Raw genomic sequence first — 15,109 nt, 5'->3', positions numbered from 1 at the left:
TCTTCCCTGTACCTTCCGTGAGCCCTCAGTGAACTTTCACTCAGCCCTCGTCGTCTTCGTCGTCGCGTTCGTTCGCGCCGTTTTTCGTGGGCGGGGCATTGCGATTACGGAAATCCTTCGAGTGCAGCCCGTGCTTTTTCAGCAGCATCTGCAAGTGCGAGCGATTCATATCGATGCGCCGCGCCAGTTCGGCGACGGTCCCGCTGACTTCACGCAGTCCGCGTTCGAGGAACGCTTTTTCGGCGTCGTCGCTGGCCGCTCGCTTTGCGTCGCTCAACGACATCAGATTCGCGACGCTGATCGGCTGCTCGCCGCTCGCCTGCCCGCCATCGGCCTGCGCCGCCGCGGAACCGGGTGCGGCGGGTCGCATATCGAGCGGCAAATGCTCGACGTCGGCCATATCCGCAGCCAGACATGAAATGCGGTACATCACGTTGCGCAATTCACGAATGTTGCCCGGATACGCGTAGCTCAACAGAAAGTCCCGCAAACGCGGCGTCAATCTGACCGGCCGGCGTTTCAGCGTGCCCGCCGCCTCGTCGCCGAACCACGCTATCAGCAGCGGAATTTCGTCGCGCCGTTCGCGCAGCGGCGGAAGGGTCACGTGAATCACGCTGAGCCGGTAGAACAGATCCTCGCGAAACCGGCCTTCCTCGCTGAGCTTGCGCAGATTGCGATTGGTCGCCGCGACGATGCGCGTATCGACCGCGATCGTTTCGTCGGAGCCGACCCGTTGAATCTCGTGCGCTTCGAGCACACGCAGCAGCTTGACCTGGCCAGCCAGCGGCAACTCGCCGATTTCGTCGAGAAAGATCGTGCCCGTATGCGCGCTTTCGAATTTGCCCTTGCGGTCGTTCGACGCGCCGGTGAATGCGCCTTTGCGATGCCCGAACAGTTCCGATTCGAGCAGATTGTCCGGAATCGCGCCGCAGTTCACCGAAATGAACGGCTTGTCCGCACGCGCGCCGTTCGCGTGAATCACTTTCGCCATCAGTTCCTTGCCGGTGCCGCTTTCTCCGTCGATCAGTACCGGCAAATCGGTTGGCGCCGCCTTTTCCGCGATTTCGAGCGATTCGAGCAAGCGCGGATTGTCGCCGAACGTGCCCTCGAAAATGAAACTGCGTTCGAGCAGCGCCTTGCGGCGCGCACCGCGCGATTGCTCTACGCTCGTTTGCGGCTCGCCCGCGGTGGCCGCCTGCACGAAGCGCTCTTTGTGCGAAAGCTGCATCACTTCGTCGCGCAGCGACGTGGCCTGCCTCAGCAGCTTGTCGATATCGGCGCGTTCGAGCCGCGACGACCAGCGCAGCGTGGAGCGCAGGATCTCGATCCGCTCGATCAGTCCCGCGTACGATATCGCGGGACTCGCCTCTTCAACCTGGTCGAGTATCTTCATCATGATGCACTCAACTGTTTCTGCACGAGCTGATAGTACATGCCGCCGCGCTGGATCAGTTCCTCGTGACGGCCCTGTTCGACGATCGCGCCTTCATAAAGCACGAGAATCTTGTCCGCGCGCATGATCGTGCTGAGCCGATGCGCGATGATCACCGCCGTGCGGCCCTTCAGGATGTCGTGCATATTGCCGAGAATATTGCTTTCCGATTGCGAGTCGAGCGCCGAAGTCGCCTCGTCGAACACGAGCAGACGCGGATCGTGATACAACGCGCGCGCAATGCACAAACGCTGGATCTGACCACCCGACAAGCCGATGCCGCGCTCGCCGACGATCTGTTCATAGCCGAGCGGCATCTTGCTGATGAAACCGTGCGCGTCGGCCATTTTCGCGACTTCCTCGATACGGCGGCGCTCCGGCGCGTCGTCGCCGCTCGCGATGTTCTCGGCGATCGTGCCCGAGAACAGCAGATTGCTTTGCATCACGTAGCCGATCTGCGCACGGAAATAAGCCTTGTCGATCACGCCGGAGTCATAGCCGTCGATCGTCATTTTCCCTTCGCTCGGCTGGTAGAAGCCGACCAGCAGCTTCGCGAGCGTGGTCTTGCCCGACCCGCTGCGCCCGACGATCGCGACCAGTTCGCCGGGCTTGATATCGAAGCTGATGTTCTCCAGCACATAAGCGGAATCGTCTTCGCCATAGCGGAAATACACGCCCTGCAGGCTGATTTCGCCTTGCAGTTCCGGCAGCATCACGCGCGAAGGCAAATCCTGCGGCTTCTGCTCGGGCTCGATATCGAGCACGTCGCCGAGCCGTTCCATCGCGACACCCGCATCGTTGAGCATGCTCCACAAGCCGACGAGACCCATCAGCGGACTCAGTACGCTGCCCATGAACGCATTGAATGCGATCAGCTGACCGATCGTCAATTCCCGCGCGAGGACCAGATTCGCGCCGACCCAAAGAATCGCAATCGTCGTGGCCGCATTCAGCAATTGACTGCCAAAGCTGACCAGAATATTGAATGCGTGCGCGCGATACTGCAATTCGAGCGCCTTCGCGTATTTCTTCTCCCAGCGCAGCCGCACCGGCCGTTCGATGCCCATGCCCTTGACGGTCTCGACGCCGGAGAGCGCCTCCATCAGGAACGACTTCGCCTCGGTCGACGCCGTGAACACCTCGCGGGCGTAGCCCTTGATCTTCGGCGTCGCGATCACCGTGAGTCCCATGATCGGAATCACGAACGCGATCAACACCAGCGTCATCTTCACGTTGTACACGAACATGATCGTGAAGTAGATGAAGATCATCAGCAGATTCAGCGCGGTCGTGACGGTGGATTCGGTCAGGAACGCGCGGATCGTCTGATTCTCCTGAAAGCGCGCAAAGATATCGCCGGTCTTGCGCTTCGCGAAAAACGAAAACGGCAGCGACAACGTATGCTTGAAAAACTGCGACATCATCGCGAAGTCCATGTTGCGGACCATGAAGTTCGCCAGATACGCGCGAATCGTCGACATCAATTGCGTGAAGATGTTGGAGATGATGAGCCCGCCGATCAGCATATGCAGCAGACTGACGTTCTGATGCACGATCACGCCGTCGAGAATGTTCTGAATGATCAGCGGTGGAATCACGCCGAGCACCTGGATCACGAAGGTCGCCAGAAACAGATAGCCGAGTATCTTGCGGTATGGCTTCAGATAGCCGACAAAGCGAATCCACGGCGAGCGCGCAGCCGACATCTGCAGCAACTGCGATCCGCCGGTAAACAATAAACAGGTGCCGCTCCAGCCCCGTTCGAAGTCTTCGACGCTCAGCTTTCTGAACCCGAGTGCCGGGTCCGCCACCCACACATACTCTTTCGACAGCCCGTACACGATCACATAGTGATAGCCTTCCCAATGCACGATGAACGGCAGATCGAAGCCGCGCAGCGAATCGAACGTGCATTGCACGCCGCGTGTCGTGAAGCCGAGCGACTCGCCCGCGCGCGCCAGGCTGTCGAGCGTCGCGCCCTGCGTCGTCACGTTCGCGAGTTCGCGCAACTTGCCGAGCGTCATCGGAATGCCGTAATGGCGGCAGATCATCGCGAGACACGCGGCGCCGCAATCCATCTCCTCGGCCTGCTCGACGAGCGCGAAACGCCGGATGATCTTCTCGCCGAGTTCCGGCTTGCTCTGCAGATCGAGCATCAACGGCAGCTTGCGCCGCTGTTCGAGCCGCTTTTGCCGCTGCAGTTCGCGGTCGCCGTAGCGAATGCGCTCGTCGAGTACTTCTCGCAGTTTCGGATTGCGTTCGAGAATGAAGTGAACGGTGCGCTCGGGGATGACCAGCAGCCGCGTGTCGGTGGTCGCGACGACCGACGCCATCTGCTCCTGACGCATCAGGCACGCCTTCTCGCCGAAGATCTCGCCTTCGCCGAGCGTCGCGAGGGTGTAGTCGTGGCCCTCCTCCTGCCGCACGATGCGGACCTGGCCTTGCCGCACCACATAAAGCCGCCTGTCGTCGCGCCCGTCCTGTTTCAGAATCTCCTTGCCGGCAGCGACCCGCTTCGCGCCGACGCTGCGCACGTACTCTTCGAGTTCCGCCTTGTTCAGCTTGCCGCGCAGATCGAACAGTTGCGCGACGAAGCCTCCGGCCGAATTGATCGCGACATAGCTGGCGACGAACGCCAACGCGGCGGCGTTGCCCGCCATCACAGGTTCGATCGCGCTGCGCGGAATGAACAGCAATTCGGTCTTGCCCGACGACCTGACCGACGCTTCGTGGACATACGAGCGCAACATCGCAATGTCGGCAAATATCTCCCCCGACTTGCGCACGCCCATGCTGGTTTCCTTGCCGTGCTCCTCGGTAAAGATACGCACCGTGCCTGAGCGGATCACATAGAGACCCTCGGCCACTTCTCCAGCCGAGCACACCGTTTCGCCGAACGAATAGAACTTTGCCTGCGCATATTCGGCAAGCCGCTCGATTTCGTCGCGCGAGAACGGCGACAGGATCTCCACCGACGCGAGAAACTCGGCGGTGGAAGGCGCGGATGGCGCGGTCTGGGGAGCGTCCATGTATCGGTGAGCCTCGCTTTATCGGGCGCTGGTCGGGCACTAGCGTGCTTCGATCACGTGTTCCTGGGCGCGGGCGATCAACCAGCTCTCGCGCAGCAAACGGCGGATTTCGGTGGCCACGTCGGCATCGAGCGTGGCCGGGTATTTGGCCGTCACCGCGAAGATCTCGAAACACGTACGGTCGGCCGAAGGAAACGGCCCAAGCAGATCGCCGACCGCCGCGTTGAAGATCTTCGCCTCGATATCGGGCTTCAGCGAACCGCGCAGCACTTTGCCGATCACGCCGCCCGACTCGCGCGTATCCGCAATCGAATGCTCGCGCGCCATCTCGGCGAAGGCGTCGGGGTCGTCGTGCAGGTACGAGATCATTTCCTTCGCCTTGCCTTCGCTGTCGAGCACGATATGGCTGACCTCGATCGCGTCGAACTTCGGTGAATTCAACGCAAAGTAGTCATCGATCGCCGCCTCGTTGCCAATCTCGTCGAGCATCTTCTCCTGATAGAGCCCGTCGGTAATGAACACCTCGAATTCGTCGAGGCTCACGTGCAGCGCGTCGAGATAATGATTCATGTCCGCCGCGCGATGCAGACCGCGCACGCGGCGAAACTGGTCGGCGCGTTGCTGGATTTCGTCGGCGCTGACGGTGATGCCCTGCTTCTTCGCCGCATGGACGGTAAGCTTGTCGCGCACGATCTGCTCGATCAGGCTCTCGAACTGGCCGGTCAGTTTCAGAAGACGAATGAACTCGTCCACGTCCACGACTTCTTCATCGATACGCACTATCGCGGTCATTTTCCCGGCTCCTTTCGTGGATGTTTGATTCGCGAGCTCAACCCGCCACCTCTCTGAACGGATCGAGACCGAGATCGATCAGACGCCGCTCACGCACGACGATTTCCGCATTGGCGGTCATGCCGTAACGCAGTGGATAACGCGTGCCGGCCACCTGGTAGTAGTCCTTGTCGAGCGTGACGCGGCCCTCGTAGACCGGTTGCTTGTCCTGCGCGGACGGCTTCGTGGCCGGTGAGATATACGCTAGCGTGCCGCTGATCAAGCCATAGCGCTGATAAGGAAACGCGTTGAACTTCAATTTGACGGGCAGGCCCACGTGCAGAAAGGCGCGGTCGCGTTCGGAGATTTCGATCTTCAGCACGGGCCGCGCGTCTTTTGGCGCAATGCCGCCGAGGGGCGCATTCGCCTGGATCTTGTCGCCGCGCTGCGTGGACGTGACGTCCGTAATCACGCCCGAAACCGGCGCGAGAATCAGCAGAAAATTGTCTTTATCGATGTTCTCGAAACGCACCCGCGCGGCGGCATCGGCTTCGAGGCGCGCGCTCTGCAGTTGCACGCGCAGCTTGTCTTCCGCATCGGTGACATCGCGCACCGCCTGATCATATTGCAGCTGCAGATCGGTGCTTTGCTGGCCGCTCGTCGCGAGTTGCGCATTCGCCTGCGCGTATTCATGGCTCAGACGAAAGTCAAGCTCGGCCAGCTTCGACTGTGCGACACGGTAAGCGTTATCGGCCTCGAGCGCGGCCGTGCGTTTCTGCTCGACCTGCAATTCGGCAATACCACCGCCGCCCGGCTGCGCGAACAGCCGCGAATAGCGATCGAGTTCCTGATTCGCCGCTTCGCGCGCTCGCCGCGCGTTGTCGAGCGAGCTGCGCGCTTCGTCGAGTTCGGCCTTCTGCCCCTCGGCGAGCTTCGTCGTGCCTTCTGAAACGCGGTTCTCGTGCAAGCGCTCCTCGACTTCGAGTTGCGCCTTCAACGACGCGGCCTTGCGTTCCATCAACGCCTTCTTCTCCGGAAACTGCTTCCATTCGCGTTCGGCGTCTTCGAGTTTCACCTGTGCTTGCAATGCATTGCTCGCCGCCTCGATCGCGCCGCGCGCATTGAGCCGCGCGAGCACGTCGCCTTTCGACACCGGCTGTCCCTCGGCGATATACAGATCCGCGAGCTCGCCGTCGATCGGCGTATAGATGCGCCGCACTTCCGATTCCGGCGACAACGTGCCGGGCGCGCTGACGATCACATCCGCACGGCCGACGAACGACCACAGCAAACCCGACACGACGAGCGCGACCATCGCCCAGATCAGCGCGCGCGCAATCCGCACCGGCTCGGACGTCAGAATCGCGATGCCTTCGACGCTATGATCTTCGAGCGCCTGCGACAACGGTTTAGGGTGAGGGTCGCGTTTCACTCTGATCGCCTCCAATCAACGCGAGCTTCGCTTTCAGGAGCCCCGGGTCCAGCACCATGCGCAACTCGGTCAACGAGCGCCGCTGCAAACTCGCTTCGGCTTCGATATCCGCAAGCAGGCGATCGAAGTCGGCGGGATGATCGGCCTTTAGCTGCGTATAGATACGCATGCCCTGCCGTGCCGCCGTTTGCGCGTCGCTGAGCAAACGCGCCTCGCTCCGGAAGCCCGGCGAGATGCCGGCTTCGAGCCGCTGCGTGCCACCGATCGGGCCATTCGCGCGGTACTCTTTCCACAGGCTTTGCGCGCGCAGCAACAGATCTTGCGCGTGCGCGAGTGCCTGATCATGCAATGCGGCGACGTCTTTCTGGATCGCCTGCACGAACCACACGTCGGTTTGCGGATCGAGGCTCGCGTAAAACGCCAGCAGACGCTGGTCGTAATCTTTCGTGCCCCGGGTTTTCTGCAGATCGTTGTATTGATCGGACAACGCCTTCTTGTGCGTCGCTTCTGCCGCGAGCACGTCGGACCACGGGCTCGCCGGCATCGACTGCAAATCGTTCAGCGCCTGCTGCGCGTCGCCGCGCCGCCATGCGGCATCGACCTCGTCCTGACGTCGCACGATGTCTGCCGACGGCAAACGCGTAGCAGCAAACTGCTGGAATTGCGCCTGAAAAGGCGGTGTGCTGAAGCGCACCGTTTTCATCATCGCGAGCAATGACGTCAATTGACGGCTCAACGCGGTATTCAACAACGCGGTGTATTGGCGCAAATCGTCGCGCACTCTATCGAGACCCGCGAGCCGTGGATAACGCTGCGCGTAATCGTCGAGTACCGGCGGCAGCGCGTCGGGTTTGTCGCGCGAGAGTTCGGTTTGAATTACGCCATTGAGGCGGTCGATCGCGGCGACGTACACCGAATCGTCGCTTTCGAGCTTGCGCAGATGGCTAAGCGCGTGTGCATAGGGCTCCGCGAAGACAGGGACGTAGCTCGCAATCCGGTCGAGCGCGCGCTGATGGCTCGCCGCGTCGTCGTCCCAGCGGTGCAGCAGATCGTTGATCGTCGCTTCGTCCGTATACATGCGGATCGGGGCGTCGACGCCGCCGCGCGCCGCGACGAAGCGCTCGAGATCGCCGAGCCATTGCAACTCGCCGACGAGCGATGCGGCATCGGCGTTATTCCCGCTCATTGCCTTGATGTTCTTCAGCAGCGCGTCGGCCTGGTCGAACTGCGCTTTTTGCACGGCTTCGATCCAGCCCGGCAAGTTCGCTTTCAACAACGCCTCGCTCGCGAGCGCGCTGATTTTCGTGTCCGCCGGATGGGTGGCCAGATAGCCGCGCGCCACCGTGAAGGCGTTCGAGTAATCACCGCTCGCGAGCAGGCTCCTCAACTCGCGTTCCGATGAACCGTGCAGATAGAGGCCCACGCCAAGCGCGACCACGATGGCGACACCCGCGCCGCCCCATGCCGCCGCGCGCCGCACATTGGTGCGCTCGCCGTCCGCGAACGCCTTGTGCAGTTCGCCGGCGACCATCTTCCAGCGCCGCGGCTTGCTTCTTGCCGCGCCTTTGCCTTTGCCGCTTCTGTCACTCGCGCCGTCTTTCGCGTCCGCGGAATGCACCGCCTGCGCGCCCTTTGCGCCCTGCGCGCCACCCGCCGTCCCTGCTCCATCGCGCTTCGCGCGCGCGGAGCCCGGCTGCGCCGCCTCATTCACTTCGTCTTCCCGTTGCAGCGCCGGATCGACGCAGAAGATGTCGAGAAACGAGTGCGCCGCGCCGACGAAGGTCGTCTTGTCGGCATCGGCGGCACTGTCGGCCGCGGGATGAAGAGAAAGCTGGGTCACGGTGGGTTCGACATCGGCGCAATTCTGTAGCGACACCCTGTAGACGAAGTGGTCGCCGCCAAATGCAACGACGTCGCCCTCCACCAGCGCGAGCGCCGACTCGCCGAGCCGCTGTCCATTCACGAACGTTCCGTTGGTGCTGCCGAGATCCTCGACATAGAGCTCGCCGCCCTTCAGAAACAGGTGCGCATGGCGCCGCGAAATGTAATTGACCTGGTGCGGATACCGGTCTTTATAGCGCGAGAAAATCTCGTCCGTTTTGCTGACCAGAAACGGAAAAGCCAGCACGTCGACCGGTTGCAGACCCAGGTCATCGCGCTGCGGCACCAGCAATAGATGAGTGAGGGCAGAAGCGCTTCCACCCGCGACGATGCGCGCGCGCGGTTCGATGCCGACGCGATAGCGCAACTCGCCGCCAAAGCAGAGTTCATCGCCGGAGCGCACACGTGCGGGCGTTTGCCGCACCGCGATGCCGTTGACCGCCGTGCCGTTCTTGCTGCCGAGGTCGGCGACATAAATCGCGCCATGCTCGATGAAAACACGCGCATGCCGGCGCGAGAGACCGGCGGTCCATTGAGCGGGATAGTCGTTGAACGGCGCTTCGCTGCGGCCGATGGCGAACAGGTTGTCGACGATGCGAATGGAGTCGAGCGCGGGGCGCTGCGCGCACGCAACGGGTGACAACACCACGTCGAAGGCAGCGTCCACGCTCGCGCGCATTTCAGCAATCGGAGCTTCGCCGGTGGCCATTTTATCCGGATCACTAAGCGTTTACCCGCCGCGGCAAAGACGCGGGGCGAACGGGACGAAGAACAACGGCGCAACGATGTTGTCGTGAAGAGCCACGCAAACGCTGACCCCTAAAGGATTGTAAGCCACGCATCGAGAGTGTCAATTTGGATATCGCCGGATGAGAAGACAGCGGATAAGTCGTCAGCCGACGAAATATCCTCGTGGTACGCCAACTCGTGGATTAGCTCAACGCTTCGTTACTTCTCTTTGACCTGCGCCTGCACGTCGATGCTTGGCCAACCGCCGCCGAGCGCCTTGTAAAGCGTTACCGTGTCCGACAGAATCAGTTGATGGTTTTGCAGCAACGCCTGCTGCGCCTCCAGCAAGGTCCGCTCGTCTTCGAACACCTCGAGCTGCGACACCACGCCAAGATGCAGTTGCGACTGGAGCTGATCCGCGACGATCTGCAGGCGCGACACCTGCTGCTGCAATTCCTCGTGCTCCGCCTTGTGTGCACTCAGATTGACGAGCGCGTTCTCCACTTCCTCGAATGCCCCCATCACCGCCACGCGATATTGCTGCTCGGCGACTTTCGATTGCGCCTCGGTCACCTTCACATGCGCGCGCACGCCAGGATCGAACAGCGGAAAGTTGATGCTCGGCATCAGGCCGAACGTGAACGACTTCAGCAACTGGTTGAGCGCGTAACTTGCCGTGCCGCCCTGGGCTGTCAGGCCGATGCTCGGCAATTGCGCGAGCTTCGACTGACCGACGAGATCATAGGCCTCGAGCACCCTGAACTCGGCCGCCACCACGTCGGGGCGGCGCGACAGCAATTGCGCGGGCAAACCATCGGGCACGCTCGGCAATTTCACGCGCTCCTGCAAATGGCCCTGCGGCACATGGAAATCGCCGGCCGGCACGCCGAGCAACGTGCATAGCGCGTTGTCGGAGACCGCCCGCGAGCGGCGCAGATCATACAGATCGTTGGTGAGCCGGTTGATCTCCGCCTGCTGGCGCAGCACCTGCGTTTGCGGCACGAGTCCGTTGCGCGCCTGGCCTTCGTAGATCGTCAGGATTTGCCGGTTCGTCGCGATGGTCTTTTGCTGCTGTGCAATCTGGTCGTCGAATTGCAGGATCTGGAAATAGGTACTGGCCACGTTCGCGACGAGTTCGAGATACCCTGCGCGCCAATCCGCCTCGGTTGCGTGGAATTCGGCCTTTTGCGCCTGCACGCCTTTTTCGACCTTGCCCCAGATGTCGATGTCCCAGTTCACCTGCACCGCGAGGTTGTACGTCTTCGAGAAAGGCTGGCCAGTCGTCTTCGTGTAGTCGACGCCGGCACCGAGGTCCGCCGTCGGCAATGCCGCCGCGCCTGTCTCGCTGATCTGCGTGTGCGCAACTTCGATGCGCGCGGCTAGCACCCGGATATCGAAGTTGCCGTCGATCGCCTTGTCGATCAGCGTATCCAGATACGGGTCCTGAAAGCCCTTCCACCAGTCGCGCTCGATCGTCTGCGCAGCCGATACCGGTGCGCCCTGGCGATCCGACCATGATGTCTTGGCCGGCGTGTCCGGGCGTTGATATGCCGGCATCCTGACGTCGACGCACGCACTCAACACCAATGCGCACATCGCGGCCGCGCCGATGCCGCGCAGTACACGGCCGATGCGGCGTGGCGCGGTGGGTGCGGCGCAAACCCGCTGAAGGTCCGGCGAATCACACGACAGATCGAGCGACGATTCCGGCAATGCTGACACGATGATCTCCAGTTGCACCCGCCTGTTTCGCGCGAAATGCCCGGTTTCAGGCCGAGCCGCTTCCGCGCGGCTTCAGCAGTGAAGCGGCGGAAAAGTCGATGCGGGGAGCGGCGGACACGCGAAGGATGCGTGGAAAGGACGATTGAATGGGCGGTCTTTTTGAGCGACTCGCCGGTTGGGGCACGCACACGCGGCCACGCGGGCCGCGTGTGCGGCGCTCACTTCACGTTGTTGACGTTGCTCGAGTACACGGTCGGTTCGATGTAGGTCGTCGTGCCGTAGACCAGCGCCGAGTTGTTGCCGTTCGCGCTCTGGATGTCCATCTGTGTGTTGATCATCTGCGTCGTGGTGACGTTCTTGATGCTGGTCGGCGCATAGACTGGCGCATAGCTGACGTACGAGGGGAACGGGCTGTAGTAGCTGTTGCCGCCGCGCACGGCGCTCATCGCCTTGCTATCGAGTTGTTCGGTGTTGGACAGGTCCTTGATCATCAGCGTGTTCATGGCAAATCTCCTGGGAATGGGTAAGCGCATCGTCGTGCGTCGGGATTCGAGCAACTTGTCTGCTCGGGCGCTACTGACGCATAGGCTATGCCAGGAGTGCTGCGCTTTCGTCTTTCGCGTGCTGGAGGCCTGATAGCAAAGGACTGGAAGACCGCACCCGCCCTTCGGTCGCAAAGAACCACCAGAGCGAGACTCGTAAATGGTGGATGGCAGCCAACAGCGTGCGCGACGTTGTTGGCTGCGCGATGACAGTCAGCGCGCGATCACCGTGATCTTCTTCGAATAGACCGGCGGGTTGTGCGGCATATGCATGTCGTCGCCCATCAACAGCTGCAACGTATGCTTGCCGGGCGGCAATTGGATCATCGTTTCCGTCTCGCCCGCGCCGAAATGCAAATGATGGCGATCCGAGGGTATCTCCTGATCCATCGGCGGCAGCTCGGTATCGATCAGAAGATGGTGGTGGCCGGTGTTCGGATACTTCACGCCTTTCGGCGCGACACCCATGAAACGCAGGCCGAACCACACGCGAAAGGGCTTGTTGGCGGGCACCACCTGGCCATCGTTCGGATAGCCGATGTACGCGTATGCGTTGGGCGGCGACGGCGTCGCTGCCCACGCGCTTTGCGGCGCGCTCGATGCCACCAGCGCCGCTGCGACGAATGCCGCGGCCGCAATGATCTTGTTCATCAGGACACTCCGTTCCGGCTTGACCAGTTCAAACGAACGGATCGCGTTAGTCTTTTAGCACGGTGATCGTGATCTTCTTCGAATACACGGGCGGGTTGTGCGGCACGTGATTATGGTCGCCGAGAATCAGCTGCAGCGTGTGCTTGCCGGGCGGCAACTCGATGCGCGCGTCGGTTTCGCCGGCGCCGAAATGCAGGTGCTGGCGATCCGATGGGATCTCCTGATCGAGCGCGGGCAGATCCGTGTCGATCAGCAGGTGATGGTGGCCGGTATTCGGAAACGCGATGCCCTTCGGACACACGCCCATATTGCGCAGCCCCATGCGCACCCACAGCTTGCCACCGTGAATCACCGCGCCATCCGGCGGCCAGATGATGTACTCCTCGGCCCCCGGTGGAGACGGCGTCTGCTCGGCGCGCGCGACGCCGCCAGTGCCGATACCGAGGCAGAGCGCGACGAGCGTCGCGCACACCGCCGCGCGCAATCCGCCGCGATGCGCCAGCGCCGGATGACGACTGCCGAAAAGAAAGGGAACACGGGTTCTTCGCATAGCGCACTCTCCCTAACAGGAGTCATGGCTGGGCCCGGCTATCGATGGCCTTCCGGGTGTTCGAGCGGCATGTCGCGGGTTGAAACCGGCAGACATCCACCTAGTTAAAACGACCGTGTGACGTGACTTTGTGAATCAGCTTAGGACGTAACTTGCCAAAAAGATACGCAATGCTCGTTAACCGTATGACGCGTTAAGGACTCCCGGACAGTTGTGACGCAAAGCGCGTGCTATCGTTAATGAAGAGCGCAGGCAGCGCGAGTGTGGTGCACGACCGCCTGAACTCTGTCCGGTACAAACAGGATATAAAAGATGTGGCGACGATTCCTGCTGGTGTGCATGGTTGGGGCAATCCAGGCGCAGTGGGACAGTGCCGGTGCCGCGACGCAACGTCAGAGCATCGAGCCGAGCGCGGCTTGGGTGACGAGTAATCAGGGGCAGCCGGCGGACCCCGCTTGGCTCCTGTCACCGTTTGCTTCGTCACGCGCCGACACCCATTCGCGGCGTGTCGCGCTCGTGATCGGAAATGGCGAATACGGCGACGCCGCGAACCCGATCCGCGCTAACGCGCCGCGCGACGCCGAATCGATCGGCGCGGCCCTGGGTGCGCGCGGTTTCGAAGTCGTCCTGCGCACGAATGCTACGCCGCCGCAAATGCGCGCGGCGATCGACGAATTTCAACGACGTTTGCAAACAGGCGATGTCGGACTGTTCTACTTCGCCGGGCACGGCATGCAGATCGGCGCACAAACGCTGCTTCTGCCGGCGGGACTGAATGCGCGAGCCGACGCGAGGGCGCCGGTGTCGCTACTGAATGACGGCATCGATCTGAATACCGTTTTGCAGGCGATGCAATCGGCTCGCGCGGGCCGGCTCAATCTCGTGATTCTCGATACGTGCCTCGATAATCCGTTTACACCCGCCGCGATTGCGATCGATCAACCGAATACCGCTGCCAACACCGTGATCGCCTATGCAACCGCACCGGGCGGTTTCGCGGCGGACGGTCCGCGGCATGGCGTCTATACCGGTGCCTTGCTGCAAGCGCTCGATGATGCCGACGCATCGTCCCGATCGCTCGCCGCGCTGTTCCAACATGTCGCCGGCGAGGTGCTCACCGCCACACGCGGAATGCAGCAACCGTGGCTCTCTGTCGCGCGCTCTTCTATTTCCACGAGTGGCGAAACCGCCATCGAGTCGTCGAATACGTCAGACGATCGCGCCATCACGCCGCGCAGTCGCGGCATCATGCCCAAGGAAAGCGGCGAACAATACGAAATCACGTTCTGGGACTCGATCAAGGACAGCAACTACCCGGCCGATTACGAGGCTTATCTGAAGGCCTATCCGAATGGCCGCTTCGCCACACTCGCGCATGCGCGTATCGATCGATTGCGCGCGGCGGCATCGGCTCCCGCGGTGAGTGCCGCGCCGGCTGCGCCGCCAGCCGCGCCCGCGGCGCAGAGCAGTCACGCCGCGCCACCCGCGCCGCCTGCCCAGGTCGCGCATCCCGCGGCGCAAGCCAGCGCGGCCGCCCCGCCACCGCCGCGCCCCGCAGCCGCGCCATCGCCAACGCCGCCCACCGTCGCCGCTGTAGCGCCACTCGCGCAAAAGACCGTCGCCCATCCGCCGACGGCCGGTGAAATCCGTGACTGCCCGACCTGTCCGATCATGGTCGCGGTACCCGCCGGCATGTTCGCAATGGGCAGCAATACCGACGACCCGTCGGAACGGCCCGTGCATCACGTGAGCATTGGCGCGCCTTTCGCGATCGGTAAGTTCCCGGTGACGGTCGAGCAATGGAACGCGTGCGTCGCCGCCAACGCCTGCCAGAAGCTGACGCCGGAGAGCAATAGCAACAAGAGCGCACCCGCGCGCGATCTCAGCTGGGACGATGCGCAGCAGTACGTCAAATGGCTCGCCAAAACGACCGGCAAATCGTACCGTCTGCCGACCGAAGCCGAATGGGAATACGCGGACCGCGCCGGCACCACGACCGCGTACTGGTGGGGCGAGCAGATGCGCAAGGGCAACGCCAATTGCAAGGACTGCGGCGATCCGTGGCACAAGGAAGGACCGGAAAACGTCGGCACGTTCGCCGCGAATCCGCTCGGCTTGTACGACATGAACGGCGGCGTCTGGGAATGGACCGCGGACTGCTGGCACAACACCTATCAGGGCGCGCCCGTCGACGGCCACGCGTGGGACTCGCCGGGCTGCGAGATGCGCGCGATTCGCGGCGGCTCATGGCGCGAAGGCGGCGACTACATGCTCAGCGCGACGCGCTTCAAATACAGCGCGGGCGTGCGTCAATCGCAGAACGGTTTTCGCGTGGTCAAAGATCTGCACTGAGGGCCGCTTCGATCGGCT

10 protein-coding genes and 1 pseudogene are annotated in these 15,109 nt (G+C 62.2%); 2 read left to right on the top strand and 9 right to left on the bottom strand.

All coding sequences use genetic code 11. The annotated features are described in order from the left end of the window. Positions 1-40: 40 nt before the first annotated feature. The 9 genes from L0U84_RS21415 to L0U84_RS21375 form a co-directional block, all read right to left on the bottom strand. The gene (locus L0U84_RS21415) at positions 41-1,396 is read right to left on the bottom strand and encodes a sigma-54 interaction domain-containing protein (RefSeq protein ID WP_129961884.1); all 1,356 of its coding nucleotides are present in this window, start codon (positions 1,394-1,396) and stop codon (positions 41-43) included. After that, positions 1,393-4,461 carry a peptidase domain-containing ABC transporter gene (locus L0U84_RS21410; RefSeq protein WP_233852490.1) on the bottom strand — a complete coding sequence of 1,023 codons (3,069 nt, stop codon included), beginning with the start codon at positions 4,459-4,461 and terminating at the stop codon, positions 1,393-1,395. Before L0U84_RS21410 ends, L0U84_RS21415 begins: the two co-directional genes overlap by 4 nt. 39 nt (positions 4,462-4,500) lie before the next feature. Beyond that, positions 4,501-5,253 (bottom strand): peptidylprolyl isomerase, encoded by a 753-nt coding sequence (locus L0U84_RS21405; protein WP_233852488.1) that lies wholly within the window; start codon positions 5,251-5,253, stop codon positions 4,501-4,503. Between the two features lie 37 nt (positions 5,254-5,290). Beyond that, entirely contained in the window at positions 5,291-6,664 is a 1,374-nt protein-coding gene (locus tag L0U84_RS21400; protein WP_233852486.1) for an HlyD family efflux transporter periplasmic adaptor subunit, read from the bottom strand. Continuing rightward, positions 6,642-9,254 carry an FHA domain-containing protein gene (locus tag L0U84_RS21395; protein ID WP_233852484.1) on the bottom strand — a complete coding sequence of 871 codons (2,613 nt, stop codon included), beginning with the start codon at positions 9,252-9,254 and terminating at the stop codon, positions 6,642-6,644. Before L0U84_RS21395 ends, L0U84_RS21400 begins: the two co-directional genes overlap by 23 nt. Positions 9,255-9,493: 239 nt before the next feature. Then, positions 9,494-10,870 (bottom strand): efflux transporter outer membrane subunit, encoded by a 1,377-nt coding sequence (locus tag L0U84_RS21390; RefSeq protein WP_233856661.1) that lies wholly within the window; start codon positions 10,868-10,870, stop codon positions 9,494-9,496. A gap of 344 nt (positions 10,871-11,214) precedes the next feature. Continuing rightward, positions 11,215-11,499: a hypothetical protein gene (locus tag L0U84_RS21385; RefSeq protein ID WP_233852482.1), complete on the bottom strand. Its 285-nt coding sequence runs from the start codon at positions 11,497-11,499 to the stop codon at positions 11,215-11,217. Positions 11,500-11,751: 252 nt separating this feature from the next. Further along, complete coding sequence (locus L0U84_RS21380) at positions 11,752-12,189, bottom strand: DUF4399 domain-containing protein (RefSeq protein ID WP_233852480.1); 438 nt, start codon at positions 12,187-12,189, stop codon at positions 11,752-11,754. A 46-nt stretch (positions 12,190-12,235) separates the two neighbouring features. Then, positions 12,236-12,739, bottom strand: a complete 504-nt coding sequence (locus L0U84_RS21375; protein WP_233852478.1) for a DUF4399 domain-containing protein — start codon at positions 12,737-12,739, stop codon at positions 12,236-12,238. Between the two features lie 312 nt (positions 12,740-13,051). On the opposite strand from L0U84_RS21375, the pseudogene L0U84_RS44235 reads away from it, so the two are divergent. Both L0U84_RS44235 and L0U84_RS44230 read left to right on the top strand, forming a co-directional pair. Beyond that, positions 13,052-13,882: pseudogene (locus L0U84_RS44235) on the top strand (caspase family protein); the annotation flags it as partial. Further along, on the top strand, positions 13,871-15,091 hold the full coding sequence (locus L0U84_RS44230; RefSeq protein WP_442794080.1) for a formylglycine-generating enzyme family protein: 1,221 nt from the start codon (positions 13,871-13,873) through the stop codon (positions 15,089-15,091). The pseudogene L0U84_RS44235 and the gene L0U84_RS44230, both read left to right, overlap by 12 nt. Positions 15,092-15,109 lie beyond the last annotated feature (18 nt).

This window comes from Paraburkholderia sp. HD33-4 (assembly GCF_021390635.1).
Lineage (GTDB): Bacteria > Pseudomonadota > Gammaproteobacteria > Burkholderiales > Burkholderiaceae > Paraburkholderia.
The sequence above is the reverse complement of the archived record's forward strand: the minus strand, read 5'-3'. Positions and strand labels throughout refer to the sequence as shown.

Coding starts and splice junctions, on each gene's coding strand:
- L0U84_RS21415 (WP_129961884.1), bottom strand. CDS start 1,396: ATGATGAAGATACTCGACCAGGTTGAAGAGGCGAGTCCCGCGATATCG.
- L0U84_RS21410 (WP_233852490.1), bottom strand. CDS start 4,461: ATGGACGCTCCCCAGACCGCGCCATCCGCGCCTTCCACCGCCGAGTTT.
- L0U84_RS21405 (WP_233852488.1), bottom strand. CDS start 5,253: ATGACCGCGATAGTGCGTATCGATGAAGAAGTCGTGGACGTGGACGAG.
- L0U84_RS21395 (WP_233852484.1), bottom strand. CDS start 9,254: ATGGCCACCGGCGAAGCTCCGATTGCTGAAATGCGCGCGAGCGTGGAC.
- L0U84_RS21390 (WP_233856661.1), bottom strand. CDS start 10,870: ATGTGCGCATTGGTGTTGAGTGCGTGCGTCGACGTCAGGATGCCGGCA.
- L0U84_RS21385 (WP_233852482.1), bottom strand. CDS start 11,499: ATGAACACGCTGATGATCAAGGACCTGTCCAACACCGAACAACTCGAT.
- L0U84_RS21380 (WP_233852480.1), bottom strand. CDS start 12,189: ATGAACAAGATCATTGCGGCCGCGGCATTCGTCGCAGCGGCGCTGGTG.
- L0U84_RS21375 (WP_233852478.1), bottom strand. CDS start 12,739: ATGCGAAGAACCCGTGTTCCCTTTCTTTTCGGCAGTCGTCATCCGGCG.
- L0U84_RS44230 (WP_442794080.1), top strand. CDS start 13,871: ATGCAGCAACCGTGGCTCTCTGTCGCGCGCTCTTCTATTTCCACGAGT.